The organism is Bacillus sp. LBA3-1-1.1 (assembly GCF_040676495.1).
GTDB classification, from domain to species: Bacteria; Bacillota; Bacilli; order Bacillales; family Bacillaceae_G; genus Bacillus_A; species Bacillus_A nitratireducens.
Genome location: NZ_JBEGIB010000022.1, coordinates 126269 through 142970 on the forward strand (window position 1 = coordinate 126269; position 16702 = coordinate 142970).

The following is a 16702-nucleotide window of genomic DNA, read 5'->3' on the forward strand; positions in this document are numbered from 1 at the left end:
TTTATATCAAAAATTCCACAGATTTTCCTGAAATAGAAGTATACTACTTTTTTTGATATGTATTGATATATGTGCGCTGTAGCTGTACTAATATATGGATTAAGTCACTCATTTTCTTATAACAAAAAAAGCCTGCCTTTCATAATGGGCAAGCTTTTTCAAGTTAATTCTCACTTATTCTCTTCTTATACCAATCCTGCATTCTCTCCGCATCTTCTACTCTCGTATGCTCTAATTTATAATTCGATGATGCACTAGAAAACGTATACGTACATAAATCCGCTCGGCGCTGGAAATATGATTGTGTTTTTTCAATTGATTGGACGTGTCTTCTTCTTACAAGCCCTGTATGTTTCCCAATACTACGATGTATAATCGTAATTTGTTCTCCGTTTACACCGTAACCATTTGTTTTAAATGTTGCGTATCCAAGTGTAAAGATGAGGATAGCGAGTGGTAGTAAAGCCCACATGATGAAATACTTTTCAAAGTATATGCTTACCCCAGTAAGCGGGACTGCTAGCATTGCGAAGAAAATGAAACTATCAATTAAATAACGGCGCAAGGCTGCTTTTGGTAATGCAGTAATATTTGTATTCAGTTCATATGGCAATTGTAAATGAGCGAGTAACTCTTGCACACGATCTTTTCGAATAATCGGATGCAATGTAACTTTGTCTTTCTCTTCTCCCAAGCCCTTACTTTGAATGACTTCTACTTGCACAGCACAATAACCGAATGGTTGACGTAAAATACTTTCTTTTATCGTAATCCCTTGAATACGATGTAACTTTAGGACGAGTTCTTTTTTCTCAAGTAATCCTTGCGAAATGCGGACTTCGTCATTTCTTCGATTCACTGTGAAATCTCCATGTTTTAACGCATAACCAATTGTCGATATCATCCACGAAAGGACGATCAAAATGGCTACCATGAAAATCCAGCCATATATATCATGCTCCATTACATACGACTCTACGCTATTTTTTATCCATTTCGGAATGTACTCATCCACTTGGTTATAAACGACAAATATTAAAGAGAATAATAATCCAAATTGACCAGAAGTAACAGATGCTAATAAAATTTCTTTCCAAGTTAATTTGTACTCTGTCGCTTGTTTTTCCTCTGTGACGATTTCTTTTTCTACTACTACTTCTTCTGATGCTTCTTCTGCTTTCACTTCTGGCGTTGGCTCATTTAGTAAGGAAATAAGCTCCTTCGCCTCATCTTCTGTAATACCAGCTAGGCTTACTTCTGCATCATCGCCCCCGCCAGCTGTTTCAATCTGAATTTTCTTTAAACCGAGCATTTGATATAGCACGTTAGAACTTGTATTAATCGTTTGAACACGTTCTTTATTTAAGTAGCTCTCCTTCTTCACAAAGAGCCCTTGTTTCACATGTAATACGTTATTTTCAACCCAGTATGTTGTGTAATACCATTTTTCAAACGCTGAAAAGACGGTGAGTAAACCGAATCCAGCGGGAATTAAATACCAAAACGGGAACTTTCCGTTTAAACTAAACATGAAAATAATGAGTGGTATAAAATCTGTTAATTTTAATTCTAATAACATCGTGATTGGATGCTGCCTCTTATACATCCTCATCACTCACTTTCGCTAATTCTGCAATTCTCGTTTTTAACATTTCCGCTTCATACATCGTTAAGCCTGGAATGCTGTGAGAAGTTGCCGCTGTTGAAATATGTAATTCTGCTAATCCATATTTTCTCATAATTGGTCCTTGTTCAATTGTAACGTGCTGTACACGAATCATCGGTACTAATACGCGCTTTACAACGAAAAGACCGTGCTGAATTTCAAGCTCTTCTTCATTTAATTGATAGCTATAATAACGCTGACGTAGTTTCGGGAATAAAAAGTACGAAAATGGTGCTAGCGCAACTGTTAACCCAACCATCACATACAAAATCCACGCCCACCAATCAAACTTTATCATGAGGAAAAGGTATACTAAGATGACGAGAATACCTATCCCTTCTTCAATTACAGCACGAACTTTCCACACCTTGACCATGTCAGGATGAATTTCATTTTTCAATGGATCCATGTAACCACTCCAAATCTATTAATCTAATATATGAATTGTCTCAATCTATATTTTACATAACTTTACATAAAATTGAAAATTTATTATTTATCCACTTTTTTCTCAGGAATAAAATACCCGAACCAAAGCAGCCAAACTAAACTAATTAACGCGAACCAACCTTTATCCGCTTGAAAAGCTTCAATCATACCTGGGATTTTATAAATTCCAATTAACCCCAGAAAACCGAGCCACCAGTTTTTCTGCATTTTCATTTTTATTCCCCCTCCTTCATTACGTTTTTCACATTTCGAATCCAAATTTCTTTATACTTTAAATCGAATCCTATTAATATGTAATTACTCATATTATCAATAACGAGCGCTAACGTATGCGCGTTTTCTTCAGTTGCATGTTGTGACACAACACCAAGTTCCACACCTTTCTTTAATAAATCGTGGAATCCATTTAGAAACTCTTCTTGTATTTCAAATAAGCGTTTCTGATACTTTTCATTTCGCGTCGCAGTTACGATGAATTCATTTATAATGCGTAATATACCTTCTTGACCTCTATACTCCGACAACATATGTAAACCATCTGCAATTAATTTTTCTTCAAAATTTTCTTTCGTATATTGTTCTTTAACGAAGTAACCCTCGAATTGATATTCAGAAAAAATCTCTTCAAATAAAAAATCAACTAGCGCTTCTTTAGACGGAAAATGATAATAAATAGCTGGCTTTGATATGCCAACTTCTTTTGCAATCATTGAAAGACTCATCTTCTCAATACCGTGCTCTGCCATTAGTTTAAATGATGCCTCTACAATGTTCTTCGATGTTTGTAAATTCTTTGTCATACTGTACCTCACTTATTTTTACTTACCGGTCGGTAAATAAATTATAAAATGAAACGAAATGATTTGCAAGTTAGTCAGCGCTTTGGAAGGGATTTATTGGTAAATACAGAAAAATATAAAGTAAAAGCAATATATAACACTAAGGAGGATATTCATATGGGACTTGGCGGTAAAGGTGGTAGTGGTGGCACTGGCGGCGGTGAAGCTGGACAAGATGGTAAGGGCGTTAGTAGTGGGTATATATTACTCATTGTGCTCTTTATCATATTAATCGTTGTTGGAGTCAGCTATAGTGGACTTGGTCTTTAACTTTCACCAGTAAAGGTTCGCAAAATAGAAAGCACTGGCTATATTAACGGCCAGTGCTTTCTATTTTCAGCATTCTTATACATCATGTGTGTTTCATTATTGATCATCCACAATAATATACGCTGTTCGGATTGGCCCATGCACACCTACGACAAGGTTCATTTCAATATCTGCGCTATTTGATGGACCAGAAACGAAGTTCACACAAGCCGGCAAGTTTTCTCCCGCTTTACATTGATCATGAATCAGTTTTGTAGCTTGGGTTAATCTTGGTACGATCGTACTTTTAGGAACGATTGCAATATATGACTCTGGAAGCAAACTAACATGCCTTCCTTTTAACCCATCATTAAAAAGCACAACGGTTCCTGATTCCGCTAGAGTCATATCACTGAACGTAATGCCAAGGTCAGCAGCTTTCGCAAATTTTATGTCCTCTTCTTTATTATCTAATCCCCATGCACGAAAATGTGTTGTGCCTTCATTGTTGAAGCATGAAGTAAGACCGTACTCATTAAAGCGCTCATCGTTCGAATACATAGCAGATTTGATATTCCATTCTTTTATAAAAGATTGAAATGTTTCAACAAGATTTTCCTTTGTTGTTCGCTTTACTTCTGTATGAATCACTTCGCAGTGCTCCATTAACTGTAATACAAGTTCGTCTTGCGCGAGTCCATCAAAAACATTCCACTGCGGGGAAAAAGGCCATTTCGGTTTTTCCACTGCTTCTGGACGTTTCCTACCAAGCTTTTCTGATAATTGGAGTAAAAATTCCTCACGATTTTGGATGGCCATCATCGTTCTCCTTTACGTGTTTTTCAAACCACTCTCGAAACGGTTGTTTTTTCGGAACTGGAAAATCTCTCGCATCCGTCCAAGCTTTTAACGTCCCAATTCCACGCTCGATCTTATCCCCTTTTGCAAGAGGTTTTAATGCATACGGAGCGCTCTTCGCTGCAAAAGAAAATAGTCTAGGACTCTTCACCGCTTTTTCAAAACCTTTCATAGCCACGTTCCAAGCTACAGGTGATCGTTTTTCTTCTACGATGCGGCTGCGATGTTTAATTAATAAGTCGTGTAACGGGATTTTCACTGGACACGCTTCTGTACAAGCACCACAAAGGCTAGATGCATAAGGTAAATCCTTATATTCATCATATCCCCCTAAAAGCGGTGTCAACACAGCTCCAATTGGCCCTGGATAAATAGAGCCATATGCATGCCCACCAATATGCCTGTATACAGGACACACATTAATACATGCCGCGCAACGAATACACTGAAGAACACTTTGGAATTCTGTTCCTACAATATCGGAACGACCATTATCAACAATGACTAAATGAAATTCCTCAGGTCCATCTGTCCCACCAGGCTCAGTTAACCCTGTAATATAACTTGTTAACTTTTGTCCTACAGAACTTCGGCATAGAAGTGTTACTAAAACATCAAGCTCTTCCCATGTCGGAACAATACGTTCCATCCCCATAACTGTAATTAGCGTTTTCGGAAGTGTCGTAGTAAGTCTTGCATTTCCTTCGTTTGCTACGATAGAAATTGATCCAGACTCTGCAACAGCAAAGTTACATCCAGTCACTCCTATATCCGCTGCAAAAAAATCATCCCGTAAATATGATCTTACAAACCTCGCCATTTCCGTAGGATCAGATGTTCCAGTGTAATTTAACTTTGTTTTAAATATTTCACAAATGTGTTCTTTATCTTTGTGAAGGCACGGAACAACAATATGTGAGGGAGGATCGTGGTCGTTCACTTGTAGAATAAATTCAGCAAGATCTGTTTCTAACACTTCCGCTCCAGCTTCTTCAATCGCTTCATTTAAACTAATCTCTTCTGTTACCATCGATTTTGATTTCACAATTTTTTTCGCATTTTTCTTTTTTACAATCTCTTTTACATATTCCCTTGCGTCTTCTGCAGTCTTTGCAAAATAAACGAAACCACCGTTTTTCTCAATATTTTCACTTAGCTGATGTAAATAATAATCAAGGTTTTCTAATGTATGCTTTCGAATTTCTTCTCCTAAAGCTCGCCATTCCTCCCAATTCCCAAGACTCTCAGTAGCTTTTAATTTCTTGATTCTAAGACCATCTTGCGCTTTCCTGACAGCCTGTCGCATAAATTGATCCCCAATGCCTGTTTCAGTACGCTTATGAAAGGGATCGTTCCCGATTCTCATTCCCATCTTTATATCCCCCTCTTATTTTCGATCTTCATTTAATACTTGAGCGATATGTTTTACATCAATTGGATAACCATTACGTGTTAAACGTCCTTTTATATTCATTAAGCAGCTACAATCCATCCCAATTAACAATTCCGCACCGGTTTCCATAATATGCTTTACTTTTTCCTCAACCATTTGCTCAGAAATTTCTGGCATTTTCACCGAGAATGTCCCTCCAAATCCGCAGCAATCATAATTATGTGGCAATGAAACAACTTCCAGTCCCTTTACACATTTCAATAATTTTTGCGGTGGTTCCTTAATCCCCATTAACCGGCTCATATGACAAGATGTATGAACAGTTGCTTTTTTATGAAGCTCCGCACCTAAGTCTTCTTTCCCTAATACTTCAACTAGAAATTGTGTGAATTCATACGTTTTATTTCCAAGTTCCGTAGCTTTTTTCTTCCACTCCGCTTCACTTTCAGAAAACAAGCTAGAAAACTCGTGAACCATCATAGCGCAAGACCCCGATGGTGCCACAACATATTCTGAACTGGCAAAGGCTTCAATCATATGTTTTGCAGCTGTTTTTGTTTCTTTCACATACCCGCTATTATAAGCAGGTTGTCCGCAGCAAGTTTGAGTTTTTGGAAAATCAACTTCACACCCTAAATCTTCAAGAATTTCCACAACATCTTTTCCTACTTCTGGATAAAAAACATCTGCAACACAAGTAATAAATATTGATACTTTCATATTTTGCACCCCTAAATACAGTAAAGTAAGCTCAAGTAACTTTATTTGTATATTATTGGTAAAAAAATAAAAAATATGAATAAAAATAAAAAAAGCATCCTAAATGTGTAATTTAGGATGCTTTTTTTAACGCAAATCAATTTCTATTAAGCAATCGCATACGATAACAATTCATCGTCACTTCCCCAAGCCTTTGCAACAATTGATAATTCGCATATGCGCCAACCGGGGCACCTATGATTGGAACGAGTTGAAGCATTTTTGCTAAATCGATATAGTCTCGGTATTCTGTTTGGAACTTTTCCCAGTCCATATGATTCTCTTCTTCTGTATCCCACGTTTCAATCGCTTTCCATACTTCTTTTCGGTAATCGTCACTTGAAAAAGCAAGCTGGAAAACGTGAAGAATAAAAAGACGTTCTTCTTTTTTACTCGTATCAAATCCGTACAATGTTGCTGCATCAAATAAAAATTTTATTTTAATGGTCAGTAATAACGGGAAATCGGCAAGGCCAAGGAGAATACCACCTGCTCCTGTTCCTGCCCCTTCTGCCGCTGCGACTTTTTTATATTCGTCCATCTTTTTACGTACTTCATCGTCTCGTCTTTGCAGTGACCAGTTCGTTTCTTTTAGCTTCGGTTTTATGAAGTTTGATCCAGCGCTAATTGTTTGCACCATCATCCGAATCGTTTCTGTTAGTACCTTTTGCACTTTCGCGGGCACTAGTTGTTGTACTTTCACCTGCACTTTTTTAGAGAACCGTGTCATCATAGAAGAATCCTTCATGAATGTAGCTTTCCACTGCTCCAATTCTTTTATAACCTTCTCTTCATATGTAATCATAGGTTCATTCCCTTCAATTTAAACGCTCAATACGTTTCGCCCCGTATTGATAAACGAAACCGATACTAAATACTATGCTTACGACTAGTAAAATTCCCGTCATCATGAAATCTTTCGTCGCAAGGGCGAATATAACCGTAAATACAACACTGCCGATAATAAGAATCGCATTTAATAAAGTAAGAAAATCGTTCTTCTTCTCGTCTCCCCCTACCGGATATAAATCAAGCCAAACTTTCATACGGTGATGTTTCCAAAGGGTTAAGAGCTGGTAGCCGATTAAGTATAAGAAAACAAGGCTTACGATAAAACGTCCATATAAAAATGGAATAAAGTAAAGAATAACTCCTCCAAGAGCGAGTAAACGCACATATAAGCCGAAATAGTTACCCGATCTTAAAAATGTTCTCGTATATAAGTATAAATATGTACGTTTCTCACCGATCATCGAAAGGATGAAATCAAGCCATTTCCTACGTGATACTCTCTCTTTTAATGCTGGTACATCAACGAACATGTTCGCGATGCGGTACAGCAGCATCATTTTTTTACCTTCTTCAGAAATTAAATACTCCCAGTTCAGCGGCTTTCCCTTCACCTTTTGATGCATAACAGCAAGGTATAGCACCATTAAAAAGACAATTACACCGGTAAAAATGACTGAAGTACGTTCTACAAGGAAGTACACAAATAAGCCGTTTAAAATAAAACGAATGAACCAATCAGCTCTTTGTATATTTTGGTCTGTTAAAAATGATTTTTCCCATGCAACGAATAAGTTCCACGCTTTTACAATGACAAACGCGAGTACAATCCATATGTAAGCCGCTCCTGTTTGTTTCATTTGCTGGAAATATAACGGGGCAAGCGCAGCCGCTACCATTGCGATTATGTATAACTGAATCATAAACGTAAAGAGAAATGCCTTTGTAAAATAAGGCTTTAACTTTTCTTCAACTGGCAGCAAATAAACGAGATCCGCTTCTTTTAATAACGTTTGGATGGATCCAGCTGTTAATACGAGGCCAAGTAAGACTGCCATAACGAGCGCTGTCGGAAACGAAGGTGTTAACGTTTGTAACCATTGCTGGTAATAATACGCTCCTGCGCCGATGATAAATACGAAAATAAATTTCAAATGATCATTAAATACGTATTTACTATATGTACGAACTTCTTTTAGAAAGTGCCGAAATCGTTCTTTCCATAACTCTGTGCTATTCATAATCTTCTTCCTTTGTTAATGCAATATAAATATCATCTAACGTTGCACCAGGCATGTTAAACCCAGATTGAAGTTCTGATAATGTTCCCATCGCTCTCACTTCACCTTGATGCAAAATAATAAATGAATCACAATAGCGCTCTGCTGTCGCTAAAATATGTGTACTCATTAAAATACCTGCACCACTCTTTTTCATTTGATCCATCATTTGAAGAAGCGATTGAATCGCTAACGGATCAAGACCAACGAAAGGTTCGTCCACAATGTAAAGAGATGGTTCAACTAAAAATGCACTCATAATCATTACTTTTTGTTTCATCCCTTTTGAGAAATGAGACGGAAACCATTTCAAACGATTTTTCATGCGAAACTCTTGTAATAGTTGTCCTACGCGTTCTTCATATTGTTTTTCATCTACACCGTACGCCATCGCTGTTAATTTCAAATGCTCTTCTAACGTTAACTCATCATATAATACTGGCGTTTCTGGAATGAAGGAGAAACTAGAACGGTACGCTGTCATATCATCACGAATTGTTTTCCCGTTAATTGTGACAGTTCCTTTTTTCGGCTCCATTAAACCGATAATATGTTTAATTGTCGTACTCTTCCCGGCTCCATTTAAACCGATTAAGCCGACAAGCTCGCCTTTATTCACAGAGAACGAAACATTTTGCAGTACAGGTCGTTTCGTATATCCTCCTGTAACATTTTCTACACGCAATAACTCGCTCATACGACACCACTTTCTTCATTGATATTCATTCACTTTTGTAAGAAATGTATATATTCATCTTACCAAAAATCATGGTGCACTACATAGTATCGATGCCTTCAAAAAAAAATTTAAATTTCTTGGCATATATTTTTACGAAAGCGGACATCATAATTAGTGAGGAAGGAACACATTGAAAAAGCAACCACCAATTGATGAGTATAACAACACAGTGAAGTCATCATGAAATGGGGTGTCCAAATTGGACAATGAAATTTACACATAACCAGATAATTTGTTTCATTTTCGAAACGGGGTGTCTCCGAAAGAGCATATACTGTTTTAAAAAATAAACAATTTCATTTTAAAAAAAGATTGCAATTCATTTCACTTGAAAATGGGGTGTCTACGGCAGAAACTTTAGCCGATTTACCGTGCATTTCTTAAATAAATGAGGTGTCTGCGAACCGTAAATTATAAAAAATGCTTTTTCAATCCCTCTTCAGAAAACAGGAAGCTGAGTCAGCTTTCTGTTTTTCGTGTTTGTTCTCCTATGTAATTATGGTAAAATACGGCTAAGGATATTTGAAAGGATGAGATCGATGAATCATACAGCGGACAATTGTATTTTTTGTAAAATTATTGACGGGCAAATCCCTTGTTCAAAAGTATACGAAGATGAACATGTGCTTGCATTTTTAGATATTAGTCAAGTAACAAAAGGACATACTCTTGTTATTCCAAAAGTTCACAAACAAGACATTTTTGCGTTAACGCCAGAAATCGCATCACACATTTTTGCTGTCGTTCCAAAAATCGCAAATGCAATGAAAGCAGAATTTAATCCAGTTGGCTTCAACTTACTTAACAATAACGGCGAGAAAGCTGGACAAACTGTATTCCACTTCCACCTTCATTTAATTCCACGCTACGGTGAAAACGATGGTTTCGGTGCTGTTTGGAAATCACACCAAAATGAATACACTATGGAAAATTTACAAAACATCGCAAGTACAATTGCAAATAGTGTGAAATAGTGCCACTATAATAAGAAGTAATACATAACAAGCCTATCCCTTTGGCATATATACCCTATGGCTTGTTTCTTCACAAAAAATGCCAAGGATATGATTTTTTGTGCATAGCACGTACAAGAGAGAAAAATTCACTTTTCTTCCCCTTGTCTTAAAGATATGCACAGTTTTATACATCATGAATACGAACGAAAAATAAGGAGGTTTCCTTTTATGTCAAAAGCTAAATCCTTTATTACAGGTGTAATTTGCGGCGGAGCAGTTGCTGGACTAGCCGTTCTTTTCTCAACTCCTTCTTCTGGTAAAGCTATGCGCGGTAAGCTGAAAGAAAAAGGAACTGATATTAAAAAGACATTAGCTGATATTACAGCTGATACGAAGTTGTTAAAGCGCCAAATCGTCGAAACTGCTTCAGAAGGTAAAGAAGTATTTCAAGAACTAAAAGACGATATGCAAGACACGCTTTCTAACTGGAAACAAGATATTTCTCAAAACAAACGACATATTGAAAAAGAAATTTTAGACATTCAAAAGTCAATTGAGAAACTACAAGAAGCGGTTCCAGAAAAAGCGTAAACATATTCCTGCTTAGTTTTTTGCATATAACAAATATTTTTTATACAAATTGACCTTGACACGGCATATCACATAGATATGCCGTGTTTTTATGCATTTACAATATCTGTTATCCCTTAACATGTACAGACAACACATGTATTCTTGACTCATAAAACGCTTCCATAGTTATGCATGATTTGTATAGAATGTCATTTTTCCAAAAAATTTTCACAATTCTCACAAAAAGACTTTATTAATTTTTATTTTACTGGCATAATAGATAGTAATGAAAAAGAATGTTAAAGTGGGTGAGTAAATGAAAAGTGGAGAAAAAGATTACTCGGTAAAAGAAGCGATGATTTTCAGCCAACGCATTGCTCAATTATCGAAAGCATTATGGAAATGCGTAGAGAAAGATTGGCAACAGTGGATTAAACCTTACGATTTAAACATTAACGAGCACCATATTTTATCAATCGCTTATCATTTAAAAGGGGCTTCTATTTCTGAGATTGCTAAGTTTGGAGTTATGCACGTATCAACGGCGTTTAACTTCTCTAAAAAGCTAGAAGAACGCGGCTATCTTGTATTCTCGAAAAAAGAAGATGATAAACGAAATACGTACATTGAAATTACAGACAAAGGGGAAGAATTACTACTTCGCTTAATGGAGGAGTATGATCCTGAAAATAATTCTGTGTTTAATGGGGCACTTGCACTTCGTAATTTTTATGGTAAGTTCCCAGAAAATATCGAACTTATCGCGATCCTTCGCAATATTTACGGACAAGACTTCATCGATATTTTTGAGAAATCATTAGAAAATATTGAGGAGAACTTTACGGAGACCGATCAAAAATTAGTTAAGAAATAATCTATTTATCCTTTCGCAATCATGCGTAAGAATTCATTCATAAGTGGTACAAATAAACCTTGTTTTACTAGCGCTTCCGCAGTTTCGTTTACTTCGAGCTGATGTGGAAGCGCTTTTTCAAATTGATCTAATAGCGCGTCGAACAATAGAAAGCCTTCTGCTTTCTCCTTTACGTATTGTTCGTTCAGCTTTTCACAAAGATTTAGTATACGTTCAATATCTTTTTTACGAGCTTTTTTCTTTATGATTAAAGAATAAAATGGACACTTTTCTTCATCAATCATTTTAAATAGTAGGTCTACGTAATATTCAGCTTGTTCTAGTCTTCTTACAACGTCCATTTTCTCCCTCGCTTCCTAACACAAAGTCTTCTATTTCTGAATTTTGTAACACGAACAAAATATCGTATGATACAATATATAAAGTATATGTATTTTAGCCAAAAGGAGGTCTCGCCTCATGACTCTTATAACCGTTGTTTTTGTCGCATTTGCACTTCTTGTTATATTTTACACGAATTTCATGACACATACACTGTGTGAGCGAAAACAAATATCTGCGAGCCGCCAGCCAGGTGTCTTTCGAGTTATTAATGTATGTATTACCATTCTATTAATTTCTAGTTATGTAGAAATTATATTTCATGGAAAGTGAGGAAGGAAAGCCCCTTCCTCATTTTTTTCCTCTATAAGCAAATTATACCTACTATAACTAATAAAATAAACAGTACAAGTAATAAAATAAGTTTTGAATTCATCCCCCATCCCCTCCTCTTTTCTATATATGCGACATGTGCCCAATATGGCACCCCTTCAAAATCTGACACAAACTGGTTAAAATTTCTTTATCAATAGGAAAACAGGTCGAAATATGATATATTAAATTTTGTACATATTGCTTATACTATGAAATAAACGACACGCATCTAAACTTTATCCTCAGCCTCGGTAAGCCCTGTTAAGCGCGCTTTACCAAGATAAAAAGCAAAAGTATCAGTGAGACTTAATCGGGCTCTTATGAACCAAAATTCATCGGTGTAGGATAAATTAAAAATACATAATAGTAGGAGTGTTTATCGAATGAAGAAAGCTATGCTTGCCTTAGCCGCAACAAGTGTAATCGCATTATCAGCATGTGGAACATCATCATCATCAGACAAAATTGTTACATCTAAAGCTGGTGACATTACAAAAGAAGAGTTCTACAATCAAATGAAGACACAAGCTGGTAAACAAGTACTAAATAACATGGTTATGGAAAAAGTACTTATCAAAAACTACAAAGTCGATGACAAAGAAGTAGACAAAAAGTACGATGAAATGAAAAAGCAAGTCGGTGATCAATTCGATACACTATTGAAACAACAAGGCCTTAAAGAAGAAACAGTTAAAAACGGTGTTCGCGCTTCATTAGCTCAAGAACAAGCAATTGAAAAATCAATCACTGATAAAGACTTAAAAGCAAAATATGAAGACTATAAGCAAGAAATTAAAGCAAGCCATATTCTTGTAAAAGATGAAGAGACTGCTAAAAAAGTGAAAGAAGAACTTGCACAAGGTAAATCTTTCGAAGAGTTAGCGAAAAAGTACTCTGAAGATCCAGGTTCAAAAGAAAAAGGTGGCGACTTAGGATTCTTCGGACCAGATAAAATGGTTAAAGAATTCGATGAAGCTGCTCGTAAGCTGAAAAAAGACGAAGTAAGTGAACCAGTAAAAACACAGCATGGTTACCATATCATTAAAGTAACTGATACTCATGCTGACAAAACTTTCGATCAAGCAAAAGCTGACATCAAAAAAGAAGTAGTTCAAGAAAAAACACAAGACGCTCAATTTATGAACAATCTTATGATGAAAGAAATCAAAAAAGCTGACGTAAAAGTTGACGATAAAGATTTGAAAGATCTTTTCGAAGAACCAAAAGCTGACGCTAAAAAAGACGAAAAGAAATAATGAAAAGCTCGGGCTTAGCCCGAGCTTTTTTGTTTGTCCAAATACTTTTTATATAAGAAGTAGACCTATTTTACGTTAAATGAAATTATATCGACTTACCGACAAAATCAGATAGGAGTCCCCTCTCCCCTTGTAAAAAGGAAAACAAAAAACCTCAGTTCCACCGCATACGGAACCAAGGTTTATCTTATTATCATTGATTAAATTAAAAAACTATGGTAAATTAGTACAGAAACACGTTTCTAAAAATACAAAGAACGTATTTATCCGTATCTTAATTTTACACCAAAACACATCTTCAGTCAACCTCTATTTTTCACTTTTAAAGGAGTGCTTACGTATGAACAAAAAACTTGATTTAGAGCAAAAACGATTGGATACCGTAATAGAAACGATTACGGAGCAAATTGATAAGCTGGAAAACGAAACTGGCAGACGCCGGGCAGAAGTAATCAATATTCGTAAACACTTCTGGGATGACGTTAAAGTGAATACTGATACTTTTGATGATTATCTTGAAACAGTTATCAACTTAAGACAACAAGCTCAGTCACTAGCTGTCACACAAATCACCCATAAGCATACCTTTAATCGACTTGCCGCACTAAGACGAATGCATAAAGCACCTTACTTCGGACGAATCGACTTCAAAGAAGAAGGAGAATCTGCTGCAGAGCAAATTTATATCGGCGTAGCTACCCTTACTGATGCAAGCGGAGAAAACTTTCTTATATATGACTGGCGCGCACCCATTTCGAGTGTCTACTACGATTATCCACCAGGACCAGCTGAGTACAGTACACCAGGAGGCGTAATCTACGGTAATGTGGAAAAGAAATTGCAATACATTATTCAAAATGGCGAGATTGATTCTATGTTCGATACGAGCCTTACAATTGGCGATGAAATCCTGCAACAAGCGCTCGGAAAAGGTACAAACAAACATATGCAAAGTATCGTTGCTACGATTCAGCGCGAGCAAAATGAAATTATTCGTCACGATGAAGGGCGATTACTTATCGTCCAAGGAGCTGCTGGTAGCGGTAAAACGTCGGCTGCCCTGCAACGAATCGCCTACTTACTATATAAATATCGCGAATGGTTAAAAGCAGATCAAATTATTCTCTTCTCCCCTAACTCTATGTTCAACAGTTACGTTTCTAACGTATTGCCAGAACTAGGTGAAGAGAATATGCAGCAAGTTACATTCCAGGAATATTTAAACCATAGACTAAGCAAATCATTTGACGTTGAAGACCCTTATGAGCAATTGGAATATATGTTAACTGAAACGAATAGCCCTGCCTATAAAACGAGAAATGCTAGTATTCGATTTAAAGCATCTACTCAATTTTTCGAGATGATTAGAACGTACAGACAATCTCTCGAATCTTCAGGCATGTTATTTAGAGGAATGAAATTTAGAGGAAAATTGATTGCCTCTGCTAAAGAAATTACAGAGCAATTTTATAATACTGATTCCTCCCTCCGCTTCCATAATAGAATTGAAAAGTTATCGGAGTGGCTAAATAAACAAATAGATGCAATCGAAAAAACAGAACTGAAAAAACCTTGGGTAGAAGAAGAAATTGAACTACTTAGTAAAGATGAATACCAAAAGGCTTATAAATATTTACAGAAAAAAGGCGAGTTTGACGACAACTCCTTTAATGATTATGAGAAAGAAACGAAAGTACTTGGACGTATGATTGTCCGTAAAAAATTGAAGCCACTTCGTAAAGGCGTTCAAACATTGCGTTTCATCAATTTCACAGGCATATATAAACAACTCTTCACAGATGCATCATGGGTTACTGGAGAAAAGCCGAAAGAATGGGATGACATTTGCTCATTAACAGTAAACATGCTCGATGAAGGAAAGCTATATTACGAGGATGCGACTCCATTTTTACTTTTAAAAGAGTTAATTGAAGGCTTCCAAACGAACAGATCGATTAAACACATACTCGTAGACGAAGCGCAAGATTATTCGCCGTTTCAGTTCGAGTTTTTAAAACGTCTCTTCCCTGCTGCAAGAATGACTGTACTCGGAGACTTTAACCAAGCGATATTTGCCCATGCGAGTGAAGCAGTGAATTTCAATACACTTACTAGCTTATACGGACCAGATGAAACGAACGGCATCAACTTAACTCGTAGCTACCGTTCAACAAAACCGATTATTGAATTTACACGGGACCTCGTACCTGAAGGAAAGAACATTAATGCATTTGAACGTGACGGTGAAAAGCCTACAGTAACTAAAGTATCGAATAACAGCGAACTGCACGAGCATATTACTGCCAAGGTTGCTGAACTACAAAAACAACAGCACAATACGATCGCAATTATATGTAAATCCGCAGCCGAAAGCGCCGCTGCATACGAAGCACTCTGTCATATCGAGAATATTAAACTTGTCAAAAGTAACTCAGCCGAGTACGAGCAAGGCATCGTCGTGATCCCTGCTTATTTAGCGAAGGGTATCGAATTTGATGCTGTTATTATTTATGATGCTTCTAAAGATGTGTACAGCGATGAGAGCCTACGTAGATTGTTCTACACTGCTTGTACGCGCGCGATGCATGAGTTGCAACTTTATAGTGTTGGTGAGGTTAGTCCTTTTGTACTTGGGGCTGATACGGAGAGTTTTGAAGTTATTACACCTTGATGTGAATCAAGGTGTTTCTTTTTTATGCAGGATTTACACCTTTAAAATAGAATATATCATTTTAGAAAAAAGTAAGGAGTGAAAAAATGAATCATTATTTTATCGCTATTTGTGACGGTGAGTTTCCTGCCGAAAAATTACATACCATTTTAAAGTCTAATTCTACTTTTACCGACCTAAACGTCCGCACCATTTCAATCTCATCACCAAGACCTTTCACATTATTAGTTGACGAAGAACATGATGCACTCACAACTGGACTTACAGACAAATACCACTTATTAACCAAAGAGTTGCAAGCACTTGAGCAGCACGAGAAATACTATTACGTATACGATTATAAAATTAGAAAAACCATCGAGAATCCCACCCAAAAATGCTTTCCATTAGCAAAAATCAATATAAATGTTACGAAATTTCATCAGATGATTCAAAAAGTAAAGGACTTAAAACGACCTGTATTTGCAGGTTATAACATCATTTCTCATGATGCAGACATACTTACGATTGATGTACTTCTTTCTTCGCCTTTATTGGATCCTAACACTTCCGAAAAAAATACAGAAGAATACGCCTATTTACAGCAACTAGCTGAATCAATTTCTCGTTCTGAATTATGTACTTCTATTAAAGCGAGTTCACTTATTTAAATAG

General features: G+C 36.5%; 19 protein-coding genes. 8 read left to right on the forward strand and 11 right to left on the reverse strand.

The window, feature by feature from the left end; genetic code table 11:
- Positions 1-163: 163 nt before the first annotated feature.
- The 4 genes from MRBLBA3_RS17735 to MRBLBA3_RS17750 form a co-directional block, all read right to left on the reverse strand.
- Positions 164-1606, reverse strand: coding sequence for a PH domain-containing protein (locus tag MRBLBA3_RS17735; protein ID WP_363382641.1), 1443 nt, complete (start codon positions 1604-1606; stop codon positions 164-166).
- Positions 1599-2075: a PH domain-containing protein gene (locus MRBLBA3_RS17740; protein WP_098322978.1), complete on the reverse strand. Its 477-nt coding sequence runs from the start codon at positions 2073-2075 to the stop codon at positions 1599-1601. Before MRBLBA3_RS17740 ends, MRBLBA3_RS17735 begins: the two co-directional genes overlap by 8 nt.
- Positions 2076-2158: 83 nt before the next feature.
- The gene (locus tag MRBLBA3_RS17745) at positions 2159-2329 is read right to left on the reverse strand and encodes a hypothetical protein (RefSeq protein WP_000783820.1); all 171 of its coding nucleotides are present in this window, start codon (positions 2327-2329) and stop codon (positions 2159-2161) included.
- A gap of 2 nt (positions 2330-2331) precedes the next feature.
- Positions 2332-2916, reverse strand: a complete 585-nt coding sequence (locus MRBLBA3_RS17750; protein WP_000164823.1) for a TetR/AcrR family transcriptional regulator — start codon at positions 2914-2916, stop codon at positions 2332-2334.
- Between the two features lie 156 nt (positions 2917-3072).
- Between MRBLBA3_RS17750 and MRBLBA3_RS17755 the strand changes: the two genes are divergently transcribed.
- Entirely contained in the window at positions 3073-3225 is a 153-nt protein-coding gene (locus tag MRBLBA3_RS17755) for a YjcZ family sporulation protein (RefSeq protein WP_098322977.1), read from the forward strand.
- A gap of 96 nt (positions 3226-3321) precedes the next feature.
- Here MRBLBA3_RS17755 and MRBLBA3_RS17760 read toward each other — a convergent pair whose 3' ends face one another.
- The 6 genes from MRBLBA3_RS17760 to ecsA all read right to left on the reverse strand — a co-directional run bounded on the left by MRBLBA3_RS17760 (position 3322) and on the right by ecsA (position 8980).
- Entirely contained in the window at positions 3322-4023 is a 702-nt protein-coding gene (locus MRBLBA3_RS17760) for a LutC/YkgG family protein (protein WP_098322976.1), read from the reverse strand.
- Positions 4004-5434 carry a LutB/LldF family L-lactate oxidation iron-sulfur protein gene (locus tag MRBLBA3_RS17765; protein ID WP_363382647.1) on the reverse strand — a complete coding sequence of 477 codons (1431 nt, stop codon included), beginning with the start codon at positions 5432-5434 and terminating at the stop codon, positions 4004-4006. Before MRBLBA3_RS17765 ends, MRBLBA3_RS17760 begins: the two co-directional genes overlap by 20 nt.
- 15 nt (positions 5435-5449) lie before the next feature.
- Positions 5450-6175, reverse strand: a complete 726-nt coding sequence (locus MRBLBA3_RS17770; protein WP_098322975.1) for a (Fe-S)-binding protein — start codon at positions 6173-6175, stop codon at positions 5450-5452.
- 136 nt (positions 6176-6311) lie between these two features.
- Complete coding sequence (gene ecsC / locus MRBLBA3_RS17775; protein ID WP_002011122.1) at positions 6312-7019, reverse strand: ecs operon protein EcsC; 708 nt, start codon at positions 7017-7019, stop codon at positions 6312-6314.
- Positions 7020-7032: 13 nt separating this feature from the next.
- On the reverse strand, positions 7033-8244 hold the full coding sequence (gene ecsB, locus MRBLBA3_RS17780) for an ABC transporter permease EcsB (protein WP_098318788.1): 1212 nt from the start codon (positions 8242-8244) through the stop codon (positions 7033-7035).
- Positions 8237-8980 (reverse strand): ABC transporter ATP-binding protein EcsA, encoded by a 744-nt coding sequence (ecsA, locus tag MRBLBA3_RS17785; RefSeq protein WP_001292616.1) that lies wholly within the window; start codon positions 8978-8980, stop codon positions 8237-8239. The genes ecsB and ecsA overlap by 8 nt, the downstream gene beginning before the upstream one ends.
- Positions 8981-9561: 581 nt before the next feature.
- On the opposite strand from ecsA, the gene MRBLBA3_RS17790 reads away from it, so the two are divergent.
- From MRBLBA3_RS17790 to MRBLBA3_RS17800, 3 genes are all read left to right on the forward strand, one after another.
- A complete protein-coding gene (locus MRBLBA3_RS17790) occupies positions 9562-9996 on the forward strand; it encodes an HIT family protein (protein ID WP_001016832.1) in 435 nt (144 codons plus the stop codon).
- 210 nt (positions 9997-10206) lie between these two features.
- Positions 10207-10569: a YtxH domain-containing protein gene (locus MRBLBA3_RS17795; protein ID WP_000030296.1), complete on the forward strand. Its 363-nt coding sequence runs from the start codon at positions 10207-10209 to the stop codon at positions 10567-10569.
- 298 nt (positions 10570-10867) lie between these two features.
- Positions 10868-11425 carry an HTH-type transcriptional regulator Hpr gene (locus MRBLBA3_RS17800; RefSeq protein ID WP_000834921.1) on the forward strand — a complete coding sequence of 186 codons (558 nt, stop codon included), beginning with the start codon at positions 10868-10870 and terminating at the stop codon, positions 11423-11425.
- Positions 11426-11430: 5 nt separating this feature from the next.
- On the opposite strand, the gene MRBLBA3_RS17805 is transcribed toward MRBLBA3_RS17800, so the two are convergent.
- Positions 11431-11766, reverse strand: coding sequence for a YhaI family protein (locus MRBLBA3_RS17805; protein WP_000383654.1), 336 nt, complete (start codon positions 11764-11766; stop codon positions 11431-11433).
- A 118-nt stretch (positions 11767-11884) separates the two neighbouring features.
- Here MRBLBA3_RS17805 and MRBLBA3_RS17810 point away from each other — a divergent pair, with 118 nt between their 5' ends.
- The 4 genes from MRBLBA3_RS17810 (at position 11885) to MRBLBA3_RS17825 (ending at position 16698) form a co-directional block, all read left to right on the forward strand.
- Complete coding sequence (locus MRBLBA3_RS17810; RefSeq protein ID WP_000172693.1) at positions 11885-12079, forward strand: hypothetical protein; 195 nt, start codon at positions 11885-11887, stop codon at positions 12077-12079.
- Between the two features lie 425 nt (positions 12080-12504).
- Positions 12505-13377, forward strand: coding sequence for a peptidylprolyl isomerase PrsA (gene prsA / locus MRBLBA3_RS17815; protein WP_363382654.1), 873 nt, complete (start codon positions 12505-12507; stop codon positions 13375-13377).
- A 340-nt stretch (positions 13378-13717) separates the two neighbouring features.
- Positions 13718-16048 carry an RNA polymerase recycling motor HelD gene (gene helD, locus MRBLBA3_RS17820; protein ID WP_363382657.1) on the forward strand — a complete coding sequence of 777 codons (2331 nt, stop codon included), beginning with the start codon at positions 13718-13720 and terminating at the stop codon, positions 16046-16048.
- Between the two features lie 86 nt (positions 16049-16134).
- Positions 16135-16698, forward strand: coding sequence for a hypothetical protein (locus MRBLBA3_RS17825; protein ID WP_098500845.1), 564 nt, complete (start codon positions 16135-16137; stop codon positions 16696-16698).
- The last annotated feature ends 4 nt before the right edge of the window (positions 16699-16702 follow it).